The sequence below is a fragment of the Streptomyces sp. NBC_00271 genome, from assembly GCF_036178845.1.
In the GTDB taxonomy this organism is placed as follows: domain Bacteria; phylum Actinomycetota; class Actinomycetes; order Streptomycetales; family Streptomycetaceae; genus Streptomyces.
Window position 1 is genome coordinate 1392774 of the sequence record NZ_CP108070.1, and the last position, 25270, is coordinate 1418043.

The following is a 25270-nucleotide window of genomic DNA, read 5'->3' on the forward strand; positions in this document are numbered from 1 at the left end:
ACCAACCTGATCTTGATCGAAGGTCAGGAGAAGAGGGTGATTTCCGTGGAGGACTGGGCAGAGATCCGCAGGCTGCACCGGGCCGAGCAGATGCCGATCCGGGCGATCGCCCGGCAGCTGGGCATCTCGAAGAACACCGTGAAGCGGGCCCTGGCCACGGACCGGCCGCCGGTCTACTCGCGGCCGCCGAAGGGCTCGGCGGTCGACGCGGTCGAGCCGCAGATCCGGGAACTGCTGAAGCAGACCCCGACGATGCCGGCGACCGTGATCGCCGAGCGGATCGGCTGGGAGCGCGGGATGACCGTCCTCAAAGAACGCGTACGCGAGCTGCGGCCGGCCTATCTGCCCGTCGATCCGGTCTCGCGCACGACGTATCAGCCCGGCGAGCTGGCTCAGTGCGACCTGTGGTTCCCGCCCGTCGACATCCCGCTCGGATACGGGCAGAGCGGCCGGCCTCCGGTGCTCGTGATGGTGTCCGGCTACTCGCGGATCATCGCCGCGCGGATGCTGCCCACCCGCACCACCGGCGACCTGATCGACGGGCACTGGAAGCTTCTGACCGGCTGGGATGCAGTGCCGCGGATGCTGGTCTGGGACAACGAGGCCGGGATCGGCCGGGGCAAGGTGACCGGGGACTTCGCTGCGTTCGCGGGCCTGCTCGCCACCCGGATCTATCTCTGCCGGCCTCGCGATCCCGAAGCGAAAGGGCTGGTGGAGAGGGCGAATGGCTATCTGGAGACCAGCTTCCTTCCCGGCCGCACCTTCACCGGGGCCGATGACTTCAACACCCAGCTGACTGCCTGGCTGGCCGTCGCCAACCGGCGCCAGCACCGCACCCTGGGCGCCCGTCCGGTTGACCGGTGGGAGGCCGACCGGGCCCAGATGCTCGCCCTGCCGCCGGTCGACCCGCCACGCTGGTGGCGTTTCGCGACCCGCATCGGCCGCGACCACTACATCCGCGTCGACACCTGCGACTATTCCGTGCACCCCTTGGCCATCGGCAAGAAAGTCCAGGTCCGCACCGACACCGACGAAGTCATCGTCACTCTCACCCCCGGCGGGGCGGAAGTCGCGCGCCATCCGCGGTGCTGGGCCAAGCAGCAGACCATCACCGACCCGGACCATGCCCGCGCCGCCGCCCTCCTGCGCGGCGACTATCGCCACCACCAAGCCTCCCAGGCCCTCGCCGCCCGTGGGCAAAACGCTGCGACAGCCAGTGATCTCGTCGAGGTCGAGCAGCGCCAACTCGACTCCTATGACCGCATGTTCACCCTCATCGAGGGTGGCGGCGGACACGACGAGCCGGAGGTCTCCTGATGCCCGCCACCACCAAGACCGCCGCCGCGGACAAGCCCAGGACGGGCCGTCAGACCGCCGCCGACCTGTCCTTCCTCGCCCGGGCGATGAAGGCCCCGGCCCTGCTGGACGCTGCCGAGCGGCTGGCCGAACGCGCTTTGAAGGAGACCTGGACGCACACCGAGTTCCTCGTCGCCTGTCTCCAGCGGGAGGTCTCCGCCCGTGAGTCCCACGGCGGCGAGGCCCGCATCCGCACCGCCCGCTTCCCCGCGATCAAGACGATCGAGGAACTCGACGTCACCCATCTGCGCGGCATCACTCGCCAACAGCTCGCGCATCTGGGCACGTTGGACTTCATCGCCGCGAAGGAGAACACCGTCTTTCTGGGACCGCCGGGCACCGGGAAGACGCACCTGGCGATCGGGCTCGCGGTCCGCGCCTGCCAGGCCGGTCACCGGGTCGCGTTCGCCACTGCCGCCGAGTGGGTCGACCGCCTGGCCGCAGCCCACCACGCCGGACACCTCCAGACCGAGCTCACCAAACTGTCCCGCTATCCGCTGATCGTGGTCGACGAGGTCGGCTACATCCCCTTCGAAGCCGAGGCCGCGAACCTGTTCTTCCAGCTGGTCTCGAACCGCTATGAGAGAGCGAGCGTGATCGTCACGAGCAACAAGCCCTTCGGACGCTGGGGCGAGGTCTTCGGCGACGAGACCGTGGCCGCCGCCATGATCGACCGCCTCGTCCACCACGCCGAGGTCCACTCTCTCAAAGGCGACTCCTACCGCATGCGCGGACGCCAACTGGGACGCGTCCCCACCGCGACACACGACACCGACTGAACACCGGCAACCAGACCCGGTGGGTCAGAACTCGACCGTCCAAACTGGGTCAGGATTCAGCCGCCGCCGACACGTCCTGCGCGACCTGGAGCGAATGCGGGGAAAAGCCGGTGACCAGGAGGGCCTCGACGCCCTCTACCGGCACGCCGCCAACGCTGGCCATCTCCGCTCCCTGCTGGGCCATGGGAGATGGCAGTACGGGCTGGACCCGGACGGCTCACCCTCATCTCCGTGGAACACGGAAGACGAGCAGTGAGAGCAAATGCGGGGCCGGTCGAAGGTCGCAGCAGTACAGCAACCACCGGGCCCTCAGGCGACTGCCAACAGCCATTAAGGGCCGACGGCCAGTCCGCCAGACCCCGACGAGCTCTCAGCCGAGAGGTCGGGACGAAGGGGTCCGTGCCAGACCCGTGCCAGATCCTGCGGGGAACCATGGGGAATACCGGGGAACCAGCCGACCGCCCACCAGGCGCCGCCACCGCTCCGCCGCAGGTCAGCCGTGGCGCGAGCCCTCGATACCCTCAGCTTCCCAAGCTGAGAGCTCTCGTGTCCCCCTTTTGTCGGTGCCTGCGGAAGTTCGCTCCCTGAGGCTGTCCTCGCTCCGACCGTCTGCGGATGGGTACGGTCGTGGTCGTGTCTGGCGTGCGTCGGGTTGGTCACCCGTTGGCGTGCGCCGGTTGATCGCGCGCGACTAGGGGAGTTGGTACGGGCATGGCGGTTGACGCTGCTCGATCGGAAGAGGGGTTCACGTCGGCGGGGGCGACGCGGGTGATGGTTGCCGCCTGCCGGGCTGCGGGGCTCGATGACAGAGGCGCGGAGTTGATCCGCCTCGGGGAGAACGCACTCTTCCGGCTCGGGTCGGTGCCGGTGATCGTGCGTATCGCGCGGTCGGTTGAGTACCTGTCGGCAGCTCGCAAAGAGGTGGCCGTGTCTCGGTGGCTGGCCGGCGAGGGGTTTCCGGCGGCTCGTATCGTTGGGGATCTCGAACAGCCGCTGGTGGTCGACGGACATCCGGTGACCTTCTGGCATCTGATCGTCGACGCGGGCAGGGCGGCCACGTATGGAGAGTTGGGCGCGGTCCTGCGTGATCTGCACGCGCTGACATTGCCTGACGGTCTGGAGCTGCCGCGGTACAGCGCCTTTGGGCTCTCAGACCTGCGGCTTGAGCGGGCCGCGGGGATATCGGATGACGACCTTCAGTTTCTGCGCAAGCGGGGGCAGGAACTGAAGGGTCGTTTGGCGGAGTTGCGGTTTGGATCGCCGCTGGGGCCTGTGCACGGCGACGCGCACACCGACAACCTGATGGTCGACAAGAGCGGGGTTGTCCACCTGATCGACCTGGAGAACTTCTGCGTTGATCATCCCGAGTGGGATCTTGAGGTGGCCGCGCACGAATACCACCGTCTTGGGTGGGTGTCAGAGCAGCAGTACGCCGACTTCGTTCGTTCCTACGGCCGTGACCTGACCGAGTGGCCCGGCTTCGCGACGCTGTGCGCGATCCAGGAGTTCAAGATGACCACGTGGCTCATGCAGAACGTGTCCGAGGGGGAGGACGTGGCTCAAGAGGTGGGCCGGCGGATTGCGTCGCTGCGTGATGATGCTGCTCCACGCAACTGGCTCCCGTACTGAGAGGCGGGTTACTCACTCATCCAAGCTGGCCAGCGCCTCGGCAACCTGCTCGTTGAAGCGGGTCACGACGGGCACTCCTGCGTGGGTGCTGATCTCCCCTTGGAAGTCGGTCACGTAGCGCAGGAACCGGGCCGACTGGAGTGATTCGCCTTCCTCGACTGCCTGACTGGCAGTTCCCATGGCGCTCTCCAGGTCGCCGTTCAGCAGGTGGCTCTGTGCGAGCACAATGCGGCAGAACCCCAGTGTTCGGGCGTACTGCGGGTCAGTTTTGGCGACGGCTTGCTTGGCGAATCGGAGGGACTCGACAGGGCGTTTGAGGTCGCGGAAGCAGTGTGAGAACTCCCCGATCAGTTCTGCTTCGTTGAAGTAGGCGAGCCATTCGGGGTCTTCGACTACATCGGCTTTCTCAAAGTGGCGTTCTGCCTCGTTCATGGCGCGGGATGCCCCCGTGAGGTCGTGGGCGTTGGACAGTGCGCGGGCCTCGTGAGCGGCGTACATGGCTTTGGCCCGCGGCGTGGCGCTGCTGCCCTTGGCTCCCTCGACGGCGGATCGGGCCAGTTGCACGGCGCGGGAGGTGTGCCCAAGGTAGTTCGCCTGGTGGCTGAGGTTGGCGAGAATGGATGCTCCGAACATTCGATCGCCGGTGACCTGTGTGAGTCGTAGGGCGGAAAGTAGGTAGCGGTTTGCCAACGCATGATTTCCGATGTCGTAGGCCATCCAGCCGATTACTTCGGCAGTCTCCGCAGCCACGGTGAAGAGGGCATGGCCTACTCGTTCCGTGTAGCTGGCATTGAGTAGAGGTAGCACATCGTCGCGGAAGTAGTGTCGTAAGGCTTTGTGGCCGTGGCCGCCGCCGTACAGGAAATCCAGGCGCATGAACATTTCGGTGGCGGTGCGGATCGCGTGTACGTCGCGCATGGTGGCGCGCTGCGGGGTGGGCCTGTCGGCCTGTACGTCGTCGGGGCGGGCGATCATCCATGACAGGACAGCGGCGCTGAGCTCCGTGTCCGGGACCGCCAGTTCGCTGCTCGATGCGCCCTGGGGCTGTTCTCCAGTGAGACCGTCCAGCACGGACAACGCCTCGGATAAGGCGGCGGGATAAGCGACCGGCTGCGGTGTGCTTGCTTCAGTCTGGCCGAACAGCCCGAGATCACCGGCCGCAATCCGCCTCCCGAGCTTCGCGCTGAAGACATCGGCCATAACCCCGGCAGCCTGCGACCGGATTCCTGCCCCGTCCCGCCAACGCTGGACGGCGACGTGCGTGGTGCCCAGGTCAATGCCGCGTTGTTGCGCGAGATCGCGCATCCGCTTGGCGAGCCCCTTGTTCGAGACTTCAGCCTCGGCCATGAGGGAGATCAACTGCGCGTTTGGTTCTCGGTTCATGCTCCCCTGCCAACCCGAGAATGGCGACGAGCGTCCATCGTGTCACAGCTCGTGAACCCAGGGGGGTTCACTTACGAACCCCCTTTGTCTTTGCCGGTGTTCATGTGAACCCCCTAGTGAACACTCCCGGTGGCGCGGCTCGCGCCGTTCACTGTTCGGCACGGAGCGACGGGCTACAGGGTCCGTCGAATGTCGGCAGGGGACGCAATGGATGCTCGGCAGAGCACACGCAGAGCGGACACCCCTCGGGCGGTCTCGCAGCGTGAAGCGGCGCAAGATCCCTCGTCGGGTCACTTCCGGGCGATGACGCTCTTCGACGAGTCCTCAAGCACCGTGTACGCCGCGCGCAACATGGTCGGGGGCTGCCTCCAGGACTGGGAACTTGGCCACATGGTCGAGGATGCTCGGCTCGTCGTCTCAGAGCTGGTCGGCAACGTCGTCCACCACGCGGTACCGGATGACTGCCTGTCGCGGCCTGGTGCCGCGCGGCGGATCGATGTGCTGGTGAAGGCGTGGCCCGGATGGCTGTTCATCGGTGTCGCCGATGAGGACTCGACTCCGCCTGACCTGCCGGTGGGTGAGTTCGTTTCGCCGGAACTGGCGGTCGACTTCGCCGAGGCGCTGTTGCCGGACCGAGGGCGCGGGCTGCTGATCGTTCAGCGGCTGGCGGACGCGGTGTGGTGGTCGCCGAAGGGACCGGGCGGCAAGACCGTGTGGTGCCGCTTCGACCTCGACGGCACGACGTAGAGATCTCCGGGCCGTCTCCCCCGTGCACTCCCACGCGATCGGGAGTGGAAGGCGGCCCGGACCCTGGCCGGAGTCTGACCACTCCGGCTACAAGGGGCGCGGCTCCTCGGACCATCCCGGGGGCTCCCCTCCCGAGCGGGGGGCCGCGCTGCACAACCTCATACCGAGACCGGACCACCCCCGCGCCTGGCAGCAACTGGGGTGGTCCGGGAGGGGACAGCGGTCCCCGGTGCCTGATGGTACCGGGGCCGCTGCGCTGCGCATCTGCCCTTGGCCAAAGAGAGTTGACGATCCATTACAAGATCAGGGCAGAGGTGGGCAGGATGGCTGGCGCGAGTGAGGACTCGGTGGGCGACGGTCTCGATGTCGGGGGCGCGGACTGTGGTCTGTGGGTGGCTGGTGTCGACTACATGGCGGGCTGGCGCGGTGCGCGGGAGGCGGCGGACCGGCTGAACCGGGCGTTCCTCGGTGCTGGGTTCGAGCTGTCGCAGGTGCGGGCGGTCGCGTCGACGGACGAGCGTGGGCACGGGGTTGTGCGGGTGGCGGGCTGGCCGGATGCGGTGGAGCGGCTCGCCGGGCTCCTGGAGGCGGTCGCGGGCAGCGACGGCGGCGCGGCATGAGGCGCCTGTTCGCTGGTGAATGGCGCGCGTGGGCACGTCGCCGGCCGCAGAGACTTTGGGCGGTAGCTGCCATGGGGCGAGTGAACAGGGGGCCCTACGCTGGCCCGGCGAATCGGGCAGGTACTGGACCTGCCCGCTGGTGTGCCCGATGGGCCCCCTGTTCTTCGAGGCTCGCCCCATGGGAGCTGCCTAAAGTCTCGGAGGCCGTCGACCCCCAGCCCCGCGGGCCCCGGCCCACATCGTTCCGTCGACGCCGTCAGTCCTCCGGCATGCTGCGGCGTGGGCAGTGGGCCGACCGGACGGGACCGGCGGTCACGCCGCACGCCCGGCCGGGGCGGCCGGGCTGCCCGGCGCGCCGCAGGCGCGCCCTTGAGGAAGTGAAGGCTGTTTCGACCGATGTCGGTTGCGGGTCAGCCGCGGGAGCGCGGCCCGGGCTGCTTGTCGGCGGTGATCCGGTAAGCCAGTTCGGCACGGTCCGCACCGACACGCAGCTCTTCAAGAATCAGCGGATGGTCGTCGGTGCCGTGGGTGACGCGGGCCAGGTGCAGGATCGGGGTCGCGTCCGGGAGCTGGAGAGCGCTGCGCTCGTCCGGGAGTGGCATGCGGGCGCGGACCGTCTCCGACCACCACAGCTTGTGTCCGGCGCGCGTCAGGAACTCGTACGCTGCTGCCGGGCGGGTGTCTGGAGCCTCGACCAACGGCGTTCCCTCGGCCACCTCGAACGGAATCAGCGTCCGGTGCATCGCCCGGGTGCCGCTGGCGGGGTCGATGAGCAGCCGGTCGCAGCCGAAGAGGGCTTCCTCCTTGCCGAGTTCGAGGAGCTGGCCGGTGGCCGTGGTGGTGTGCGAGCGGTAGGGGGTGGGCTCTTCGGCCTCGTCCCAGACGGCGCCGTTGGGCATCACGAAACGCCCCTCCGACGTGCGGATCACGCGGCGGTCGAGGGTGACGGAGGGCTGTCCGTCGGAGCGTACGAAGCTGCCCTTGCCGTGCCGCACCTCGATCAGGCCCTCCGCGCGCAGGGCTGCGACGGCGTTGCGGACGGTGGGGCGGGAGACCTTGTAGCGCTCGATGAGCTGGGCCTCCGAGGGCAGCGGTGCGCCAGGCGTGAACTCGCCCTTCAGGATCGCTTCCCGGATCGCGGCGGCAACCTGCTGATACAGCGCTCCGGGGCGTTGGATCTCCGTCATCTCGGCACCTTCGGGTTGAAGTCGTAGGCACGTCGCACGCGCGACATCACTCGTCAGCATAAGTAGTTGACCCCTCGCCGTACAGAGCCGCATAGTCATCACTCGTAAGGACAAGTGACGTCTGAATATGTCAGGCGTCCCGACTGGCCAAGGAGGCCACGCAATGCGGTCCATTCCCGTGGACACAGCACGACTGGGCGTACTGCGGTGCGCCATCACACCCGAAGCCAAGATCAGCAACTTCGAGACACAGGAGGTGAAGAAGGACCGGGACGGCAACACGGTCTACTCCGTGGCCGTCACGGTGCGGCAGGACGGACGGCGTATCTCCGTCATCGAGATCGCCGTTGCCGGTGAGCCGAAGGGCATCGAGGAAGGACAGATCCTCAAGGTCACCGGACTGACCGCGTTCGCTTGGGCCATGGGCGACCGGCACGGAATCAGCTTCCGCGCCGACGCCATCACCCCCGTCCACGCCGCTCCCGCGCCGAACAAGACCGGGGGTGCGTGATGGGACCGATCGCACTCGCCTTCGGGCTCGCCGCGCTCGCGTGGGCGCTCGTCATCGGTGACCTGCTGCGCCGGCACCGTCCGGCCTGGCACTGGTACCTCGCCGGATACCCGCTGACGGCCTGCCGGGTGGTGTTCACCTGGCGCAAGGTCGCGATGCTCAACGACCTCTCTGTCTCTCAGCGTCCGCCCCGCGGGCTCCTCGGGGACCTGGTCGTCAAGGGCGATCCGCTGCGGCCGGTTGTTCCCCGGCTGTCGTTCCCGCGGGTTACCCGCATGGGACTGACGGCGACCGTGCGCCTGCACGCGGGCCAGACCCCCGCGACCTACATGAAGGCAGCAGATGCGCTCGTGCACGCGTGGAAGGTCCACGCCGTACGAGTCACCTCGCCGGAACGCGGCCTCGTACTGCTGACCGCAACCGCCAGTGATCCGCTGGCCAGTCCCGGCTTAGCCTCCGCGCCCGCCGCACTGCTGTCCGCACTCATCGGCGTACTGGAGAACGGCGGCGCCTGGGTCATGGACCTGCGGCTCATGCCCCACTGGCTCATCGCCGGCGCCACCCGCTCGGGCAAGTCGACGCTGCTCGCCCGGCTGATCACCCAACTCGCCCCGCAACCCGTTGCCCTGGTCGGCATCGACTGCAAAGGCGGCATGGAACTCGGCCTCTTCGCCGACCGACTCAGCGCACTGACCACCTGCCGTCGTGAAGCGGTCGCAGTCCTCGCCGCGCTCGTCGACGACATGCAGCACCGCATGCGCGCCTGCCGCACGGCCGGAGTCCGCTCCATCTGGGAGCTCCCGGAGAAGCTGCGTCCCATACCGGTCGTCGTGATCGTCGACGAGATCGCCGAGCTGTACCTCTCCGACGGCAGACGCGAAAGCAAGGCAGAAGCCGAACAGTGCTCCACGCTCCTGCTCCGCCTGGCCCAGCTCGGTGCCGCGCTCGGCATGCATCTAGTCGTCGCCGGCCAACGCGTCGGCTCCGACCTCGGCCCCGGCGTCACCGCACTGCGGGCCCAGCTCGGCGGCCGGATCTGCCACCGGGTCAACGACCCCGGCACGGCAGAGATGACCCTCGGCGACCTCAACAAGGACGCCGTCGTCGTCGCCCAGTCGATCAACCCGGACGAGAAGGGCGTCGCCGTCTGCACCGGGCCCGAGGGCGGCTGGAGCCGCGCCCGCTCCCACCTCACCTCGACCGAAGAGGCCTCGGCAACGGCCCGTAAGTACGCGGCCCTCACCCCCGCACTGCCCGCCATAGACCGTGCCCTCGCAGCGCTCGAAGGAGACGACAAGTGATCAGCACAGGTACCGCCGTGTCCCTCGTGGTGGTCTTCGGGATCATCACCTTCCTCCTCATCCGCTCCCGTGACGTCCGCGCCTGGGAAGCGATCTGCATCGCCCTCTTCGGCATGTACCTCGGCCAGACCCCCGTCAGCCTCACCATCAACGGCCTTCTGACCTGGGTCCTGAGCGGCTTCTCCCACTTCTAGACCGGCAGGAAGGACCAACGCCATGCCCATGCCCCGCGTGAGGTGCCCCCACTGCAAAGGCGACGGAGCCCGCAAAACCTGGACCGGACGGCTTCACCGCTGCCGCGTCTGCAGAGGCACCGGAACCATCCGCTGACCTCGCAAGCACCCCCGACCACACAAGGGAGTGATCCCCATGGACGACTGCGCGCCACCCACCATCACCCGTGCCGCTACGGCGGCCCACCCCGGAAGGTCACCACCATCACACCCGGATTCACCCCGGCTGACAGGCGCGCCGCCCTCGACCGCGCGGCGCGCCTGCGTCAGCTCCCCGAAACAGACCGAGACGCAATCCGCATCGCCCAAGATCCCCAGTTCACACGCTGGCTGGAGCAGATCACCGCAATCGGCGGCTGTTCCCACCCCGTCCACCTCTCCGGCTCCACCACCACCCTGGACGGCACAACCGGCGAGATCATCCAGCACTACGACACCCGCACCGAACCCGGCGAACGCCTCCTCGTCCGCTGCCGCAACAGACGCGCAACCGTCTGCGCCCCCTGCTCCCGACTCCACGCCGGAGACACCTACCACCTCGTCCGCGCCGGACTCCTCGGCGGCAAGAACATCCCCGCCAACGTCCGCAACCGGCCCCGGCTCTTCGTCACCCTGACCGCCCCCTCCTTCGGGCCCGTGCACGGTGCCGGGGAGCGCTGCCACCCCCGCCGCGACCGAGCCGAGTGCGACCACGGGCGCCCTCTCGGCTGCGGGGCCGTCCACGACGCGACCGATCCCCTCGTCGGCCAACCCGTGTGCGCCGACTGCTACGACTACACGGGCCACGTGCTGTGGCACGCACACGCGTCCAAGCTCTGGGACCGATTCGTCATCGACGTCCGGCGGCGCCTGGCCACCTCGGTCGGCCTCGTACAGTCCCGATTCGCCCAGCACGCCCGGCTCTCCTTCGCCCGCGTCGCCGAATACCAGAAACGGGCAGCAGTCCACGTGCACGCCGTCGTCCGCCTCGACGGCCCGAACGGACCCGACGACGAACCCCCGTCCTGGGGCACCGCGGAACTGCTCATCGACGCCGTCCACGCCTCCGCCGGGCGCGTCCTGGTCCGCACGTCCTACAGCCCGACTATGGGTGAGCTGGCCCTGCGCTGGGGTGCCCAGATCGACACCCGGCCACTGCACACCAATGCCGACGGACCCGACGACGACGCGGTCGCCGCGTACGTGGCCAAGTACGTCACGAAGGGCGCGAGCGAGACAGGCGCCGGCACCGACCACCCGCTCACCAACCGGGGCGACGTCGAAACGGCACCCGTGAGCGAACACGTCAGCACCCTCATGCGCACCTGTTGGCGTCTCGGCGGCATCCCCGAGTACGAGCCCCTCCGCCTCCGGGCCTGGGCTCACACGCTCGGCTACCGCGGCCACATCCTCACCAAGTCCCGTGCCTACTCGACGACGTACGCAGCACTCCGCGCCGAACGGGCTCACCACATGGGCCATGCCGACATGCCCGACGCGATCACCGAACGGCACTGGCGCTACGCCGGTTCTGGCCACACCCCCGGGGCTGCCCTGCTGGCCGCTGGCGTCGCCGAAGACATCGCCACGAACCGCGAGATCGCCCGAGAAGAGATCTCCTCCGGCCCGGAGAAGGTGATCACCTGACGGTGCGGCGTGATCGTGAGGCGGATCGTGCTCGGCATCTGGAGCGAGTGTGCGCCAAGTTCCCAACCAAGATCAGCCCTGAGGGGGCGCGGCGGCTCGCCCGGCTTCTGCAACCCACGTCCGAAGTTCCAGGGAGCGGGACCTAGAGTCAGTGACCAGCCGAATTGCGGAGGGAGCCCTTGCGGGCCCCTCCGCTTCACTCGCTACAGTTCGTTCGGCTCGATGTCCACACGGCCAAAATCGAAGCTGCGGCCCCGTGTCGACGAGGCATCGATGATTACTGCGCCGAACAGGAAGCGGAGAACGGCGTTCATGCGCTCGTACTGCTTCCCCTCCTCCAGTTCCTCCCAGCTGCTCCGCGCGTTGGGGCCCACCAAACCCTCAAGCACCTCAACCGCCGGTCGGACCACCAGTTTGCGGTGGATCTGAGTGATCCGGTCCTCAACTGTCTTGCGCATGGCGCGATACTCGCGCGTCTTCAGTTCCCCGGCATCCCACATGTCTTTCAGCTCGGCAAGCTCCTCTTGGTCAGCCTTGATGGCTGCCTGATCGACTGCCGTCAGACTCGGCGGCTCGGTGCTGCCGGTCACGTCGAGCCGCTCCAACAGGTTGATGGCCGCGTCTGTCGCGAACGCCTCCAACGTCGGCGCGGAGACACTGCGCCCACAGAACTTGCTGTCCGTCCGCTGACTACGCCCGCACAGGTACTTGCCCAGGGACCCGGCCATGCGCACGCCGCACCGCTTGCACATCACGATGCCGCGCAGCAGGTAGAAACGGTTGTCCCCCTTCTGACTGCTCGGGACGGCCGGAGCCCGGTACGTCCGCCGGTCGCGTACCTCCTGCCAGAGACCTTCGTTGATGATCGCGGGCCACTGACCCCGGCCGACTTCTTCACCTCGGAAGACACGGATGCCTGCGACATGGTGACTGTCGAGAAGCGCTCGGACGCTATCGGCGTTCCACTCGCGTCCGAGGGCCGTTCGCTCGTTGCGTTCGTTGAGGTCGCGGGCCAGAGCGGTCGGGGTCTCGCCCTCAAGGTAGCGAGTGAAGACTTCTCGGACGATGGCCGCCTCCGCCGCGATGATCAACGTTCCCGATTTGTCGTAGCCGTAGCGACGCTTACCCCCGTGCGGCTGGCCATCCCGGGCTCGGTCAACCGTGGCGTCTCGCAACCGCCGTGATGTGTCGTCACTGGAGCGGCAAGCGTGCGCTACCTCGATGCGGAGAAAGAATCGGTCGTCAGGGTCGGCGAGATCACGGCGGTTGGCCTGGCCGTGCAACGTGATGTCGTGCTGGTCGGCAATGTGCAAGAGCTGTTCGAGGTCGTGAGGCTGCCGCATGAGCCGGTCCGGGTGGTAGGTAAGGATGTGCCGCACCTGGCCGTCGCTGACGGCTTCGAGCAGCGCGTCCCACCCCGGGCGCTTGCGGTTGCGCTTCCACGCGGACCGGTTGTTGTCCACGAACACCAGAGGGTTCGGCACAGTGAGGTTCAGGCGCTCGGCGGTGTCTCGGCAGATCCGTTCCTGACGGTCAACACCCGTTTGGTCGTCGTCATCCGCATGCGAGATGCGGCAGTAGATCGCGGCCTTCTCTCCGCTCCAGTCAGCAGTGCTGCGGCGGGCCTGTCGGGGGAGGGATAACCGGGAGATGCGGCGGTCCGCCAGTGCCTGACGGTCTGTCTGCTGCTCGTCTGCGTCCATGGAAAAAGCTTATGGGCAGGCAATCGCCTGGCCGATGCCCATCAGCCGGTCCCGGGTGAGCACGATGCCCGCGATGGTCATCGAGAGACAGGAGAAGAAGGCGGAGCCCAGGACGACGGCCACCGCCACGCCCAGCAGACGCAGCGGGTTCCAGGTCATCGCGACCCCGAGCAGCGCCGCGATGACGACGACCACCACCGCCTGGATCAGCGCCTTGACCCCGGCGGCGAAGGCCTTGCCGGTGACGAGCGCCGAGCGCGGGGTCGGGGTGACGAGCAGTTTGGTGAGGATCCCGGCGTCCCGCTCCCAGATGATCATGATGCCGTAGAAGATGGCGATGAACATCGCGGACTGGGCGATGATGCCGGGCGCAAGGTAGTCGAGATAGGGGATGCCGCCGGTGGGTATCGCCCTGATCCGGGTGAAGGTCTCGCCGAAGATCAGCAGCCAGAGCGCCGGCTGGACCGCCCTGGTGTACAGCTCGGTGCGGTCGTGGCGCAGTTTCTGCAGTTCGACCGCACACATCGCGCCGACCCGGGCGGGCAGCACCCGCCAGCCGGTACGGGCCCGTGGCGGGACGACGAGCAGGTCGAGGTCGCCCGGGTGGATGCGCTCAGCCGACACGGGACGCTGTACGACGGGTGCTTCGGACATCGCTGAAGTCTCCTGACTGTTCGTCGAGGCCGCTGCCGGCGATGTCGCGGAAGACGTCCTCCAGCGTGGGCAGTTCACCGTTCTTCCCGGCGCCGCGCCGCTCGCCGAGGCCCCTGCGCAGCTCGTCGGGGGTACCCAGGGCACGGACGCGGCCGCGATGCATCAGCGCGACCCGGTCGCAGTACTGGTCGGCCTCGTCCATGTAGTGGGTCGTCACGAGGACGGTCATTCCGGTGGCGGCGCGTACGGCGTTGATGTGTTCCCACACGCTCGTGCGGGCGATCGGGTCGAGACCGATGGTCGGTTCGTCGAGGATCAGCAGCCGGGGTGCGCTCACCAGTGCCTGGGCGAGTTCGAGGCGGCGGACCATGCCGCCGGAGTACGTCTTGGCGAGCCGGTCGGCCGCGTCGGTGAGGTCGACCGCCGCGAGCGCCTGCTCGACGCGCGCCGCGCGCTCCTTGCGGGCGACGTCGAAGACGCGGGCGAACAGGACCACGTTCTCCCGGCCGGTGAGCCCCGCGTCGGCGGACAACTGCTGCGGTACGTAGCCCAGCAGGCGGCGTACCGCCATGCGTTCGCGGGTGGCGTCGTGCCCGAAGACGCGGACCATGCCGGTGGGGACCGGCAGGAGTGTGGTGATGCAGCGGATCGCGGTGGTCTTGCCCGCGCCGTTGGGCCCGAGCAGTCCGAACACCTCTCCATCGTGGACGGAGAGGTCGAGGCCGTCGACCGCGGTGGTCTCACCGAAGGCGTAGACGAGCCCGGCGCAGCTGACGGCCTCCGTCCCGGCGTCCGCCACCGCCATCGCCACGGTCTCCGTATCCGTGTCCGTATCCGTCTCCTCGGTGGGGTCTCCCCCGCCCGTCGAGTTCCGCGTCATGTCTCCTCGGCCTCCTCGTGCAGGTTCACCGCCAGCTTGCGGAGGGCAGGAAGGGCCGCCTCCAGAGCCGCGCGTTCGGCCTCGTCGAGACGGGCCACCTGGCGGCGTACGAGAGCCGTGCGCCGCTCGCGCCAGTCGCGCAGTCGTGCGTCCGCCGCCGGTGTGGGCAGCAGGCGTGCCGCCCGCCGGTCGGCCGGGTCCGTCTCGCGGTTCAGATAGCCGTCCCGGGCCAGTTGGTTGACTAGCGTCGAGACCGAATTGCCCGCCAGGTAGAGCTCCTTGGCGGCCTCCGACACACCGATGCCGGGGCGGGCCACGACCAGCCGCAGCAGCTCGACCTCCGCGCCGCGCAGCCGCGGCGCGGTCGTGCCACTGCGCAGTCGCCGCCGGATCAGTCGCTGCACTCCGGCCAGGGCGTCTGCCAGTGCCTCGGGAAAGCTCTCGGACTCCACGTTCCGAGAATAGCTCTGTAGCAGAGGTAATGAGGAAAAGGGCGGGTCAAGAACCGCTCACCGGCAGGCCCGCCCGCCGGGCCGCGGCGCACCGCACCCCCTGGTGGAGAGCCCAGCCCGCGTGATGGAGTTTCCCCAGCCCACTCCGGGCGCCAGGAGAAGGAGACCTCCGTGACCGCGATCGAGACCGATGCCGCGCTGCCGTGGCCCCATCACCCGGTGAAGGTCGGGCTGGTCGGTGCCGGGCCCTGGGCGCGGGCCGTGCACGCGCGTGTGCTCGCCGCCGGGCCCGAGACACGGCTGACCGCGGTGTGGGCGCGGCGCGCCGAGGCGGCCCGGGAGACGGCCGAGCCCCACGGGGCCGCGGCCGTCACACGTTTCGAGGAGCTGCTCGACGGCTGCGAGGCGGTCGCGTTCGCCGTTCCGCCCGCGGTGCAGGCCGAACTCGCTCCGCTGGCCGCGAAGGCGGGCAAGGCACTGCTCCTGGAGAAGCCGCTCGGTGTGGATCTGGCGTCGGCGCGGCGCCTCGCCGACGCCGTCGACGAGGCCGGGGTCGTCTCCCAGCTCGTCCTGACCAACCGCTACCACCCGGCCACCCGGGAGTTCCTGAACAGAGCGCGGGAGCTGGAGATCACCGGGGCCCGTTCGTGTCTCCTGCACGGGGCGTTCCTGGGCGGCGAGTTCGCCACCACCTGGCGGCTCGAGCACGGCGCCCTGCTCGACCTGGGGCCGCATCTCCTGGATCTCCTGGACGCCGCCGTCGGACCGATCGTCCGGGTCCGCGGCACCGGTGACCCCCGCCGCTGGATCGAGCTGACCTGCGAGCACGCCAATGGTGTCGTCAGTCAGGCCTCACTGTCCGGATCGGTCCACGTCGAGCAGGGCAACACGCGTATCGAACTCTTTGGTCCGCAGGCCCCGCTGGTCTACGACGCCACCGAACTCGACCACGAGGAAACCTGGCCGGTGCTGCGCCGGGAGTTCGCCACGGCCGTACGCACCGGGGTGTCCGGTGAACTCGACGTCCACCGGGGACTTCACCTCCAGACCCTGATGGCGCAGGCCTCGGAGAGCTGACGCCCGGCACGGAAGGTCACGAGTACCGTCGCAGCGCCGGCGCCGCGACGGCCAGGATCGCCATGGCGACGACCACCAGCAGTCCGCCGCCCGCCACGGCGGCGCGGGCGCCCAGGACGGAACCGGCCGTTCCGTGCAGGACGTCGGCCAGCCGCGGGCCGCCCGCGACCACCACGGTGAACACGCCCTGCATCCGGCCGCGCATCTCGTCCGTGGCGGCCGACAGCAGGATCGCGCCGCGGAAGACCATGGAGACCATGTCGGCGACCCCGGCGGCGGCGAGGAACGCCACGGCCACCCAGAGGCTGGTGCTCAGGCCGAAGCCGGTGATCGCCGCTCCCCAGGCCATCACCGCGGCGATCACCATGAGTCCGTGCCGACGGGCTCGGGAGAACGTCCCCGACATCAGTCCGCCGATCACCGCGCCGATCGGGATCGCCGCGAACAGCAGGCCGAGCGCGAGGCCTTCCCCGTAGGGCGCGTAGGTTTCGGCGGCCAGCTGCGGGAACAGGGCCCGGGGCATGCCGAGGACCATGGCGATGATGTCGGCGAGGAAGGACAGCAGCAGCACCTTGTGCAGCGCGATGTAGCGGAAGCCTGCGGCGACCTCGCGCCAGCCCGCCCGTTTGGCCGCGGAGCCCGTCAGGGGCGGCAGTGCGGGCAGCCGCATCACGGCCCACACGGTGACGCACAGGGCCAGGGCGTCGATCAGATAGAGCTCGCCCAGGCCGATGACGGGGATCAGGGCACCCGCGAGCAGTGGTCCCGCCACCAGGCCCGTCTGCATGACGGTCGAACCGAGCGCGTTCGCCGCGGGCAGTTCGTCCTCGGGGACGAGCCGGGCGATGGAGGCGTTGCGGGCCGGGGAGTTCAGTCCGAAGAAGGCCTGCTGGAGAGCGAGCAGCACCATCAGGACGAGCACCGAGTCGAGTCCGACGAGGGCCTGTATCCAGAACAGCACCGAGGTGACGGCTATGCCGGTGTTGGTGATGAGGAGCAGCTTGCGCCGGTCCATGCTGTCGGCGACCGCGCCGCCCCACAGCGCGAAGACCACGAGCGGCACCAGTCCGGCCAGGCTCGCGTAGCCGACCCAGGCCGAGGAGCCGGTGATGTCGTAGATCTGCTTGGGCACGGCGACGGCGGTGAGCTGGCTGCCCACCGCCGTGACGATGGTGGAGGACCAGAGCCTGCGGTACGCGGGGCGGCGCAGCGGGCGAGTGTCCATCGCCCAGCGGCGCCAGCCGGTGCGGTCCGCTCCCGCCGTCCCGTCGTGTTCGGCGGATCCGGCCGCCGAACCGCTCCCGGCCCCGCCGTCAGTCCCGCCGTCGGTCCCGCTGTCCGTCCCGCCGTCCGTCCCGCCGTCCGTCCCGTCCGTACTGCTCCTGCTCGTGTCCACGACCGTCCTGGATGCTCGATACATCTTTCAGTTGTCAGGGTTCACTATCGCGTACGTCGTCTCAGGCATCGGCGATCAGCAGGGTGCCCATGGTGATCATCGTCGCGGCGACCACACCGTCCAGGACCCGCCACGACGACGGCCGGGCGAGGAAGCGGCCGAGCAGTCGGGCGCCGAAGCCCAGCGCGGCGAACCAGCACAGGCTGGCCAGGGCGGCCCCGAGTCCGAAGGTCCAGCGCAGCGGGCCGCGGTCGGCCGCCAGGGAGCCGAGCAGGAACACGGTGTCGAGATAGACGTGCGGGTTGAGCCAGGTCATCGCCAGACAGGCGAGGACGATCTGCCGCCGGGAGCCCGCCGCACCGGCCGCAGCCTCCAGCGCCGAGGGCCGCAGCACCCGCCGCGCGGCCAGGATTCCGTAGCAGAGGAGGAATACGCCGCCGATCAGTCCGACCGCCGTGAGCGCCTCGGGCCGGGCCACGACCACCGCGCCGACCCCGCCGACGCCCAGCGCGATGAGCAGCGCGTCGGACACCGCGCAGATGCCCACCACCGCCAGGACCGCTTCGCGGCGGATCCCCTGGCGCAGCACGAAGGCGTTCTGGGCGCCGATGGCGACGATGAGGGTGAGGCCGGTGCCGAACCCGGCGGCCGCGGCGGTCAGGGCGTTGTTCATGCCAGAGACGCTAGGAACACGGCCGTCAAGAGTACAGCTAAAGATTCTTACGTATCATTAGCGTCTGTGATGACGGATCTCCCGCTCGATCAGGTACGCACCTTGCTCGCGGTGGTCGACGAGGGCACCTTCGACGCGGCGGCCGCCGCCCTGCATGTGACGCCCTCGGCGGTCAGCCAGCGTGTCAAGGCACTCGAACAGCGCACCGGCCGGGTCCTGCTGATGCGGACGAAGCCGGTGCGTCCGACCGAGTCCGGCGAGGTCGTCGTGCGGTTCGCGCGCCGACTGGCCCGGCTTGAGCGCGACGCCCGTACCGAGCTCGGCATGAGCGAGGCCGGAGAGCCGACGCGGCTGTCGATCGCGGTGAACGCCGACTCGCTGGCGACCTGGTTCCTGCCCGCCCTCACCCGCGTATCGCGCGAGTTGCGGCTCTGTCTCGAACTTCGCCGTGAGGACGAGAACCACACGGCCGCGCTGCTGCGCGAGGGGGTGGTGATGGCGGCGGTGACCACGTGGCCCGACCCGGTGGCGGGCTGTTCCGTGCGCGCCCTGGGCCACATGCGCTACCTCGCGGTGGCCGGGCCGGACTTCGCCGGGCGGTGGCTCGGCGCGGGGACGGACGCGGCGCTGGACGAGCTGATCGCCGACGCTCCGGTGGTGGCCTTCGACCGGAACGACGATCTCCAGGACGAGTTCGTCCGGGGCCTTGGGGGCGGTGTCGGAGCGAGCGCGCTGCGGCACTTCATGCCCACCTCGGAGGGGTTCGTGGACGCCGTCGTCGCCGGACTGGGCTGGGGCATGGTGCCCGAGGTACAGGCCGAGCCGCTGCTGCGGGCCGGACGGCTGGTCCGCCTGGCGCCGGACCGGACCGTCGACGTACCCCTCTTCTGGCAGCAGTGGAAACTCGACTTCCCTGCCCTCGCGGCGGTGGCCGAGGCCGTGGCGGCCGTCGCCGCGGAGAGCTTGAGACGCTGAGCACCGAAATGGCCGGGATGCGCAGACGCCGCGGCCCGAAGGCACCTGAAGCAACATCTACGCGGGGCTCCTGGACGGGGCGCGGGCGCGGTATCTTCGCGCAGGGCGAAGCTGAGCACGGCCGCACACGGCCGGATGCGGCCGAGTGCAACTCCAAGCGACCATCACGGCTGAGGCGTCGAGGTGCGGGTGGGTACCCGTGAGGCGCATTCTTGCTGTGGAAACCCCCTGACGGCGGGCGGACGAGGGCAGACCGATGACTGGGAGCGCCGAGCGTGAGGACCAGGCGCTTAATAGCCTGGCCGCCCTGCTCAGCGGGTCCGTCGCGGACGCGATCCGGGCGGCCCGCGGCTTCGCGGGGGGTGTGTACCTGCGCTCCAGCTCCCCCGAACTGCTGCGGCTGGCCGTGCTGGCCGGGTTGCCGGGACAGTTGTTCCGTGGCTGGTGGCGCATGCCCCTGGACCGGCCGTTCCCGGCCGCCGACTCCCATCGGCTGGGCATGGAGGTACTGCTCACCGACGCCACCGAGACGATGCGCCGCTATCCGCAGCTCGCGGCGGGGCTGCCGTTCCAGTTCGGTTCGCTGTACGTCCCCGTCGTGGGCGCCTCCTCGTCCTTCGGGGTCCTGACGGTGCTGCGTCCCTCGGCCTCGGACGCCAACGACGTACTGCCCGACCGTGACCGGATGACGGCGGTGGCGGAGAACCTGGGGACGGCTCTGTCGGTCCTGGAGAAGGACGGTGCCGACGTCGTCTGGGACGGGGAGCCGATGTGCGTACGGCCGCCCGTCGAGGGTCTGCCGCGTCGCTATGCCGGGCGGTTCACCTGGGACCCGGTCACGGGTGAGGTCACCGGGGACGACGCGCTGTGGGCCCTGCTCGGCACCAGCGCCCATGCCTTTCCCGGGACGCCGCAGGCACTCACCCACACGCTGGCCCTAGACGATCCGCATGTGCTGCTGGCCGCGCTGCACGAGACCGCGGCGGGGCGGCCCCCGGCCCACCCGCTGCCCGTGCACACGGTCAACGGCGGGCTGCGGCTGCTGGAGTTGTGGACCTCGGGCAACGCGCTCGTGCCGCCGTACGCGGTCGGCGGAGCGGTCGTCGATCCGGGCCCGGGCTCGGCGGCGGACGGTGCCGCGGAGCTGCTCCCCGAGGGCGTGTTCGCACTGGACCGGCTCGGGCTGATCACCTACGTCAATCCGGCCGCCGCCGAGCTCCTCGGCCGGCCGCGGCCGGAACTGCTGGGGCGACCGCTGTGGCAGGCCGTGCCCTGGCTGAACCAGCCGTTCTACGAGGATCATCTGCGCGGCGCGCTGCTGTCACCGGAGCCGGTGCACTTCCAGGTCGCCCGCCCGAGCGTGAGCCGCCGAACACCCACGGCGGCCGACGGCGACACCTGGCTGACGTTGTCCGTGTATCCCGGCCCCGGCAGTCTGACCTGCAAACTGATCCCCATGGGGCGGGTCGTGGACACCACGGAGGCCCCCGAGGCCGCGCCGCTCCACAGCCGGCCCGTGGGGAACGGGTCCGGCATCGCCGAGCCCACGACCGGCATCACCGCGACGGCGCTGTACCGGCCCGTCGTCCTGGCCATGGCCCTGACCGAGGCCGTGACGGCCCGCCAGGTGTCCGAGACCGTGATGCGGGAGCTGCTGCCCGCGTTCGGCGGACGGCGCCTGGCCATCTACCTGTTGCAGGACCGGCGCCTGTACCTGGCCTGGGAGACCGGCTTCCCGCAGGGGTTCCTCGCGCCCTTCGACGGGGTGGGACTGGACGCCAAGCTGCCCGGGGTGGAGACGCTCACCACCGGCCGCCCGCTGTTCTTCGAGTCGATGCCCCAACTGGCCGCCGCCTACCCCGGCATCCCGCTGGACGCGACGGAGGGTGCCCGGGCCTTCCTGCCGCTGATCGCCTCGGGGCGGCCGGTCGGTTCCTGCATCCTCGGCTTCGACCGTCCGCGCGGCTTCAGCACGGAGGAACGTTCCGTGCTGACGGCGCTCACCGGACTCATCGCGCAGGCCCTGGAGAGAGCGCGGCGCTACGACTCCGAGGCCGCCCTCGCCCGTGGCCTCCAGGAGGCGTTGCTCCCGCACCGGCTGTCCTCGCACCCGCAGGTGGAGACGGCCGGGCGCTATCTGTCCGGCACCAAGGGGATGGACGTGGGCGGCGACTGGTACGACGTCGTGGAGGCCGGTGACGCGCTGGCCCTGGTCATCGGCGACGTCCAGGGCCATGGCGTCCAGGCGGCGGCCACCATGGGCCAACTACGCAGCGCGGTACGGGCGTTCGCGCTCAGCGACCACCCTCCGGACGAGGTGATGAGCCATACCAACCGGCTGCTCATCGACCTCGACCCGGGCCAGTTCGCCAGTTGCTGCTACGTCAGGCTGGACCCGGTGACCGGAGTCGCCCGGGCCGCCCGCGCCGGTCACCCGCAGCCCCTGCTGCGCCATCCCGACGGCCGCACCGAGCTCCTCGACCTGCCCGGTGGTGTGGTGCTCGGCGTGGCCCCGCGGGCCCGCTACCCGGTGACGGACCTGCTGCTGGAACCCGACGCCGTGCTGGCCCTCTACACGGACGGTCTGGTAGAGCATCCCGGGGCCGACATCGACGACGGGATCGAGAAGATCCGCGCGGCGCTGGCCCGCGCGGGCACCCCGCACGCCCGGCCCGGCGCCTCCTCCCTGTCCGGCACCGCGGACCTGCTGACCGAGGAGGCCCGGCGGGCCACCGAGCGCCCCGACGACATCGCACTCCTGCTCACCACCCGCCGCTCCACACGCGAGGTCCGCCACTGACCCGGCGAGCCCACCAGCCTGCTCCCCCCGGCAGCAGGTGAGTGTCACGTGTCTGGGGCCTGTCCGGCGGCTTGTGCGGCCCATGAGGCGAGGATGCGCAGACGGTCGTGGCTGGGTGTGCCGGGCTCGGCGGTCAGGGTGATGAGCTGCTGGTCGGGGTCGGCGGTGCAGGTGAGGAAGGACCAGTCGAGGGTGAGCTGCCCGGCGATCGGATGGTTCAGGACCTTCGTGCCCGTGCCCTGGACGGCGACGCGATGGGCACCCCACCACCGTCGGAAGTCGGGGTCCTGAAGTGACAGCTCGCCCACCAGTTCCGCCAGCCGTGGATCCTTCGGGTCCCGGGCGGCCTCCATGCGCAGCTGCGCCAGGCTGATCTGTGCCACCCAGTCCCAGTCCGGGTACAGCGCTCTGATGGCCGGTTCGCAGAAGACCAGCCGTACGAAGTTGCGCTTGTCTTCCGGGATCCGCGCGAAGTCGGTGAACAGGGCGGCGGCCATGGGGTTCCAGGCGAGGATGTCCGTGCGCCGGCCCAGGACGACGGCCGGCGTGGTGGACAGGTCGTCCAGCAGCCGCCGCAGCTCCGGCTGGACCTTCTGCGTGGTGCGCCGACGGGGCCGGGCAGCGTCCCGACCTGACAGTTCGAACATGTAGGCACGCTCGCCGTCGTCGAGCCGGAGCACACGCGCAAGAGTGTCCAGCACCGGTTCGGAAGCCTGGCGGCGGCCCTGCTCCAGGCGCGTGTAGTAGTCGGGGCTGATCGACGCCAGCAAGGCCACTTCCTCCCGGCGCAGACCCTTGACCCTGCGCCTGCCGCCGGCCGCATCGGGCAGCCCGACCTGAGCCGGGCTCAGCTCCATGCGCCGAGCCTTGAGGAAGGCGCCCAGTTCGCCGTGGTCCGCGTTGCTGCTGCTCATAGAACCAGTCTTGCAGCGCGCCCGGCCCGTGACAGGGGGCCTGGTCTGTCCCAGGACAGCGCTGTCCGGGGACACAGAACGCCCCTTACCCGCCCACGCACCGCGTGCGAGTGTCGGTGATGTGACCGGTGAACGGCCGCCCGACGCGGCAGGCCTTCCCTGACGAATCCGTCCTGTCCGCAGTCACGACACTTCCTCACCTGCACCAGGAGACCCAGGACACCATGAAGACCAGCGTCACCTTCCCCAGCGGCGATCTCGCCCTCGCCGGGATCCTCTTCACCCCCGACGCCCACATCGACGGACGGTTGCCGGCCGTTGTCATCTCCCATCCGGGAGGCGGCGTGAAGGAGCAGAGCCCGAGTGTCTATGCCGAGCGTCTGGCCGGTGCCGGGTTCGCCGCGCTCGTCTTCGACGCCGCCTACCAGGGCGAGAGCGAGGGTGAGCCGCGAGGTCTGGAGAACCCCTTCCAGCGGGCCGAGGACATCAAGTCCGCCGTGACCTACCTGACCACTCGTGACGACATCGACCCGGACCGTATCGGGGCTCTGGGTATCTGCGCGTCCGGCGGTTACGTCCCCTACGCCGCGCAGACCGACCACCGCATCAAGAGCGTCGCCACGGTCAGCGCCGTGGACCTCGGGTCGGTGTTCCGTGAGGGGCTGGGCCGCACACAGGACCCGGCGATCCTGCAGGCCCTGCTCGACCAGGCCGGTGCCCTGCGCACCGCGGAAGCGCGCGGCGCGGCCCCGCGGCTGGAAGCATGGATTCCCGACGACGCCGAGGAACTGCTGGAGACCGCGGGCAGGCAGTTCCGGGAGACGTTCGAGTTCTACTGCACCCCGCGCGGTCACCACCCCCGTGCGAACCAGGGATGGATACTGCGCAGCATCGACCTGATCGCCCCGTACGACTCGTACGCGATGATCCGGCTCGTCTCGCCCCGTCCCCTGCTGATGATCGCCGGTTCGGAGGCGGAGAGCGGCTACTTCAGCCGGGAAGCGGTCGAGAAGGCGGCCGAGCCCAAGGAACTGTTCGTCATCGACGGCGCCACCCACATCGACCTGTACGACAAGGACGAGTACGTCACCCCCGCCGTCGCCAAGCTCACCGCATTCTTCGGCGAGCACCTGGTTGGGTCGCCGCCGGGCAGGTCGCACTTCAACGCAAGGTCTTGAACGGTCCTTCCAGAGCCGCCCACTGCAACAGCATGATCGTCTTCGCGTCGGCGATCTCCCCGGAGCGGATCATGGCCAGTGCGGTACGGAAGGGCAGTTCGACGATCTCGATGTCCTCGCCCTCCTCGTCGAGGCCGCCGCCATCGTGGGTGCGGGTGGACGGGCCGTAGGTGGCGGCGTAGAAGCTGACCCGCTCGGTGACCGAGCCCGGGCTCATGTAGACGTCGAAGACGTGCTGTACCTCGCCGACGGTGTGCCCGGTCTCCTCGATGACCTCGCGCCGTACGGCGACTTCGGGATGTTCGTCGTCCTCGTCGAGCAGGCCGCCCGGGGTCTCGACCAGCATGCCGTCGGGATGGCCGTTGGTGTACACGGGGTAGCGGAACTGCCTGGTCAGCAGCACGGTCTCGCGCTCGGCGTCGTACAGCAGGAGGGTGGCTCCGTTGCCGCGGTCGTGCGTCTCGCGTTCCTGGGTGCTCCAGGTGCCGTCCGCGTGCTGGAAGTCGAAGGTGGTGGTGCGCTCCACGTACCAGTAGCTGGACAGGAGCGTGACTTCGCGGACCTTGACCCGGGGGTTGCCGGTCAGATCGCGGCCGACGCGGTCGAGTCCGGTACGGCCCCGGCGGTCCGGGGTGTCGATTCCCGCGGTCATCGTGTGCGGGCCGGGCGCGGGCGGGAGAAGTGGTTCATGACCACTGTCTACCATCCCGGCCCGAACATCGAGGCCACAGCGGGGCTTCGCCCGTCTAGGCTCACGGCATGGAACAGACGGAGATCATCCTGCGCGCCATCGGCGTGCTCACCGAGACCAACGCGATGGTGCGCAGGATCGCCCAGGACGAGAACGCCGAGGTCGACTCGGCCGAGACCCAACTGGGCGCGCTCGTCACGGAGGTGTTCCCCAGGGTGGAGGTGCCGGGGGACGCCGGTCCCGCGGAGGCCGGGCAGGCCGTCGCGGACGCCTACCTCCCCGCCACCATCTCGCTCGTGGGTGCCTTCGCGTTCCTCTTCTCCGAACTCGCCGACCTCCACGACTCCGGGCGCACCGACGTCACGACGGCCGACCTGCTCCAGGACCTCGCCCTGCGCATGTCGAGGGCCGACAACACCTAGGACCTGTCAGGGCTGTCCCGATCCCGGGAGTGAGGCCGGCGCGAGGGTTTCCGGGCCCGGGCGTTCCTCGGTGCGCTACGCCC

23 protein-coding genes and 1 pseudogene are annotated in these 25270 nt (G+C 69.6%); 14 read left to right on the top strand and 10 right to left on the bottom strand.

What is annotated here, in order from left to right:
* Positions 1-36 precede the first annotated feature (36 nt).
* The 3 genes from istA to OG798_RS06775 all read left to right on the top strand — a co-directional run bounded on the left by istA (position 37) and on the right by OG798_RS06775 (position 3764).
* Positions 37-1317 (top strand): IS21 family transposase, encoded by a 1281-nt coding sequence (gene istA, locus OG798_RS06765; RefSeq protein ID WP_328755811.1) that lies wholly within the window; start codon positions 37-39, stop codon positions 1315-1317.
* Entirely contained in the window at positions 1317-2135 is an 819-nt protein-coding gene (istB, locus tag OG798_RS06770; protein ID WP_328755810.1) for an IS21-like element helper ATPase IstB, read from the top strand. Before istA ends, istB begins: the two co-directional genes overlap by 1 nt.
* Before the next feature lie 711 nt (positions 2136-2846).
* On the top strand, positions 2847-3764 hold the full coding sequence (locus OG798_RS06775) for a phosphotransferase enzyme family protein (protein WP_328756604.1): 918 nt from the start codon (positions 2847-2849) through the stop codon (positions 3762-3764).
* A gap of 12 nt (positions 3765-3776) precedes the next feature.
* Here the strand turns inward: OG798_RS06775 and OG798_RS06780 are convergent, their stop codons facing one another.
* Positions 3777-5111, bottom strand: coding sequence for a sporulation protein (locus tag OG798_RS06780; RefSeq protein WP_328756605.1), 1335 nt, complete (start codon positions 5109-5111; stop codon positions 3777-3779).
* A gap of 243 nt (positions 5112-5354) precedes the next feature.
* Between OG798_RS06780 and OG798_RS06785 the strand changes: the two genes are divergently transcribed.
* Together OG798_RS06785 and OG798_RS06790 are read left to right on the top strand one after the other, a co-directional pair.
* Positions 5355-5894 (top strand): ATP-binding protein, encoded by a 540-nt coding sequence (locus OG798_RS06785; RefSeq protein WP_443054180.1) that lies wholly within the window; start codon positions 5355-5357, stop codon positions 5892-5894.
* 323 nt (positions 5895-6217) lie between these two features.
* Positions 6218-6514 (top strand): hypothetical protein, encoded by a 297-nt coding sequence (locus OG798_RS06790; RefSeq protein WP_328756607.1) that lies wholly within the window; start codon positions 6218-6220, stop codon positions 6512-6514.
* 410 nt (positions 6515-6924) lie between these two features.
* Here OG798_RS06790 and OG798_RS06795 read toward each other — a convergent pair whose 3' ends face one another.
* Positions 6925-7701 carry a GntR family transcriptional regulator gene (locus OG798_RS06795; RefSeq protein WP_328756608.1) on the bottom strand — a complete coding sequence of 259 codons (777 nt, stop codon included), beginning with the start codon at positions 7699-7701 and terminating at the stop codon, positions 6925-6927.
* A gap of 163 nt (positions 7702-7864) precedes the next feature.
* On the opposite strand from OG798_RS06795, the gene OG798_RS06800 reads away from it, so the two are divergent.
* The 4 genes from OG798_RS06800 to OG798_RS06815 all read left to right on the top strand — a co-directional run bounded on the left by OG798_RS06800 (position 7865) and on the right by OG798_RS06815 (position 11372).
* Entirely contained in the window at positions 7865-8212 is a 348-nt protein-coding gene (locus tag OG798_RS06800; protein WP_328756609.1) for an SCO3933 family regulatory protein, read from the top strand.
* Complete coding sequence (locus OG798_RS06805) at positions 8212-9513, top strand: FtsK/SpoIIIE domain-containing protein (protein ID WP_328756610.1); 1302 nt, start codon at positions 8212-8214, stop codon at positions 9511-9513. Before OG798_RS06800 ends, OG798_RS06805 begins: the two co-directional genes overlap by 1 nt.
* The gene (locus OG798_RS06810; RefSeq protein WP_143608071.1) at positions 9510-9707 is read left to right on the top strand and encodes a hypothetical protein; all 198 of its coding nucleotides are present in this window, start codon (positions 9510-9512) and stop codon (positions 9705-9707) included. The genes OG798_RS06805 and OG798_RS06810 overlap by 4 nt, the downstream gene beginning before the upstream one ends.
* A gap of 300 nt (positions 9708-10007) precedes the next feature.
* Positions 10008-11372, top strand: coding sequence for a replication initiator (locus OG798_RS06815; protein WP_328759995.1), 1365 nt, complete (start codon positions 10008-10010; stop codon positions 11370-11372).
* Positions 11373-11575: 203 nt separating this feature from the next.
* Here the strand turns inward: OG798_RS06815 and OG798_RS06820 are convergent, their stop codons facing one another.
* The 4 genes and pseudogenes from OG798_RS06820 to OG798_RS06835 all read right to left on the bottom strand — a co-directional run bounded on the left by OG798_RS06820 (position 11576) and on the right by OG798_RS06835 (position 15061).
* A complete protein-coding gene (locus tag OG798_RS06820) occupies positions 11576-13075 on the bottom strand; it encodes a recombinase family protein (protein ID WP_328756611.1) in 1500 nt (499 codons plus the stop codon).
* Between the two features lie 12 nt (positions 13076-13087).
* Positions 13088-13729: pseudogene (locus OG798_RS06825) on the bottom strand (ABC transporter permease); the annotation flags it as partial.
* Complete coding sequence (locus tag OG798_RS06830; protein WP_095858331.1) at positions 13689-14534, bottom strand: ABC transporter ATP-binding protein; 846 nt, start codon at positions 14532-14534, stop codon at positions 13689-13691. The gene OG798_RS06830 and the pseudogene OG798_RS06825, both read right to left, overlap by 41 nt.
* A gap of 71 nt (positions 14535-14605) precedes the next feature.
* Positions 14606-15061, bottom strand: coding sequence for a MarR family winged helix-turn-helix transcriptional regulator (locus OG798_RS06835; RefSeq protein ID WP_067377257.1), 456 nt, complete (start codon positions 15059-15061; stop codon positions 14606-14608).
* Between the two features lie 171 nt (positions 15062-15232).
* Here OG798_RS06835 and OG798_RS06840 point away from each other — a divergent pair, with 171 nt between their 5' ends.
* The gene (locus OG798_RS06840; RefSeq protein WP_382140277.1) at positions 15233-16138 is read left to right on the top strand and encodes a Gfo/Idh/MocA family protein; all 906 of its coding nucleotides are present in this window, start codon (positions 15233-15235) and stop codon (positions 16136-16138) included.
* Positions 16139-16154: 16 nt separating this feature from the next.
* Here OG798_RS06840 and OG798_RS06845 read toward each other — a convergent pair whose 3' ends face one another.
* Positions 16155-17558, bottom strand: coding sequence for an MFS transporter (locus tag OG798_RS06845; protein ID WP_328756612.1), 1404 nt, complete (start codon positions 17556-17558; stop codon positions 16155-16157).
* A 37-nt stretch (positions 17559-17595) separates the two neighbouring features.
* Positions 17596-18207, bottom strand: a complete 612-nt coding sequence (locus OG798_RS06850) for a LysE/ArgO family amino acid transporter (protein WP_095856604.1) — start codon at positions 18205-18207, stop codon at positions 17596-17598.
* 69 nt (positions 18208-18276) lie between these two features.
* On the opposite strand from OG798_RS06850, the gene OG798_RS06855 reads away from it, so the two are divergent.
* Complete coding sequence (locus OG798_RS06855) at positions 18277-19182, top strand: LysR family transcriptional regulator ArgP (RefSeq protein WP_328759996.1); 906 nt, start codon at positions 18277-18279, stop codon at positions 19180-19182.
* 256 nt (positions 19183-19438) lie between these two features.
* Positions 19439-21982, top strand: coding sequence for a SpoIIE family protein phosphatase (locus OG798_RS06860; RefSeq protein ID WP_328756613.1), 2544 nt, complete (start codon positions 19439-19441; stop codon positions 21980-21982).
* Between the two features lie 44 nt (positions 21983-22026).
* Here OG798_RS06860 and OG798_RS06865 read toward each other — a convergent pair whose 3' ends face one another.
* On the bottom strand, positions 22027-22896 hold the full coding sequence (locus tag OG798_RS06865) for a helix-turn-helix domain-containing protein (RefSeq protein ID WP_121417438.1): 870 nt from the start codon (positions 22894-22896) through the stop codon (positions 22027-22029).
* Between the two features lie 224 nt (positions 22897-23120).
* Here OG798_RS06865 and OG798_RS06870 point away from each other — a divergent pair, with 224 nt between their 5' ends.
* Positions 23121-24074 carry an alpha/beta hydrolase gene (locus tag OG798_RS06870; RefSeq protein ID WP_328756614.1) on the top strand — a complete coding sequence of 318 codons (954 nt, stop codon included), beginning with the start codon at positions 23121-23123 and terminating at the stop codon, positions 24072-24074.
* Here the strand turns inward: OG798_RS06870 and OG798_RS06875 are convergent.
* The gene (locus OG798_RS06875) at positions 24058-24726 is read right to left on the bottom strand and encodes an NUDIX domain-containing protein (protein WP_097226835.1); all 669 of its coding nucleotides are present in this window, start codon (positions 24724-24726) and stop codon (positions 24058-24060) included. The two genes, OG798_RS06870 and OG798_RS06875, sit on opposite strands and share 17 nt — an antisense overlap.
* A gap of 107 nt (positions 24727-24833) precedes the next feature.
* Here OG798_RS06875 and OG798_RS06880 point away from each other — a divergent pair, with 107 nt between their 5' ends.
* Complete coding sequence (locus tag OG798_RS06880) at positions 24834-25187, top strand: hypothetical protein (RefSeq protein WP_095856599.1); 354 nt, start codon at positions 24834-24836, stop codon at positions 25185-25187.
* The last annotated feature ends 83 nt before the right edge of the window (positions 25188-25270 follow it).

Coding starts and splice junctions, on each gene's coding strand:
- istB (WP_328755810.1), top strand. CDS start 1,317: ATGCCCGCCACCACCAAGACCGCCGCCGCGGACAAGCCCAGGACGGGC.
- OG798_RS06775 (WP_328756604.1), top strand. CDS start 2,847: ATGGCGGTTGACGCTGCTCGATCGGAAGAGGGGTTCACGTCGGCGGGG.
- OG798_RS06780 (WP_328756605.1), bottom strand. CDS start 5,111: ATGGCCGAGGCTGAAGTCTCGAACAAGGGGCTCGCCAAGCGGATGCGC.
- OG798_RS06785 (WP_443054180.1), top strand. CDS start 5,355: ATGGATGCTCGGCAGAGCACACGCAGAGCGGACACCCCTCGGGCGGTC.
- OG798_RS06790 (WP_328756607.1), top strand. CDS start 6,218: ATGGCTGGCGCGAGTGAGGACTCGGTGGGCGACGGTCTCGATGTCGGG.
- OG798_RS06795 (WP_328756608.1), bottom strand. CDS start 7,701: ATGACGGAGATCCAACGCCCCGGAGCGCTGTATCAGCAGGTTGCCGCC.
- OG798_RS06800 (WP_328756609.1), top strand. CDS start 7,865: ATGCGGTCCATTCCCGTGGACACAGCACGACTGGGCGTACTGCGGTGC.
- OG798_RS06805 (WP_328756610.1), top strand. CDS start 8,212: ATGGGACCGATCGCACTCGCCTTCGGGCTCGCCGCGCTCGCGTGGGCG.
- OG798_RS06820 (WP_328756611.1), bottom strand. CDS start 13,075: ATGGACGCAGACGAGCAGCAGACAGACCGTCAGGCACTGGCGGACCGC.
- OG798_RS06830 (WP_095858331.1), bottom strand. CDS start 14,534: ATGGCGGTGGCGGACGCCGGGACGGAGGCCGTCAGCTGCGCCGGGCTC.
- OG798_RS06845 (WP_328756612.1), bottom strand. CDS start 17,558: ATGTATCGAGCATCCAGGACGGTCGTGGACACGAGCAGGAGCAGTACG.
- OG798_RS06850 (WP_095856604.1), bottom strand. CDS start 18,207: ATGAACAACGCCCTGACCGCCGCGGCCGCCGGGTTCGGCACCGGCCTC.
- OG798_RS06855 (WP_328759996.1), top strand. CDS start 18,277: ATGACGGATCTCCCGCTCGATCAGGTACGCACCTTGCTCGCGGTGGTC.
- OG798_RS06860 (WP_328756613.1), top strand. CDS start 19,439: ATGACTGGGAGCGCCGAGCGTGAGGACCAGGCGCTTAATAGCCTGGCC.
- OG798_RS06865 (WP_121417438.1), bottom strand. CDS start 22,896: ATGAGCAGCAGCAACGCGGACCACGGCGAACTGGGCGCCTTCCTCAAG.
- OG798_RS06870 (WP_328756614.1), top strand. CDS start 23,121: ATGAAGACCAGCGTCACCTTCCCCAGCGGCGATCTCGCCCTCGCCGGG.
- OG798_RS06875 (WP_097226835.1), bottom strand. CDS start 24,726: ATGACCGCGGGAATCGACACCCCGGACCGCCGGGGCCGTACCGGACTC.
- OG798_RS06880 (WP_095856599.1), top strand. CDS start 24,834: ATGGAACAGACGGAGATCATCCTGCGCGCCATCGGCGTGCTCACCGAG.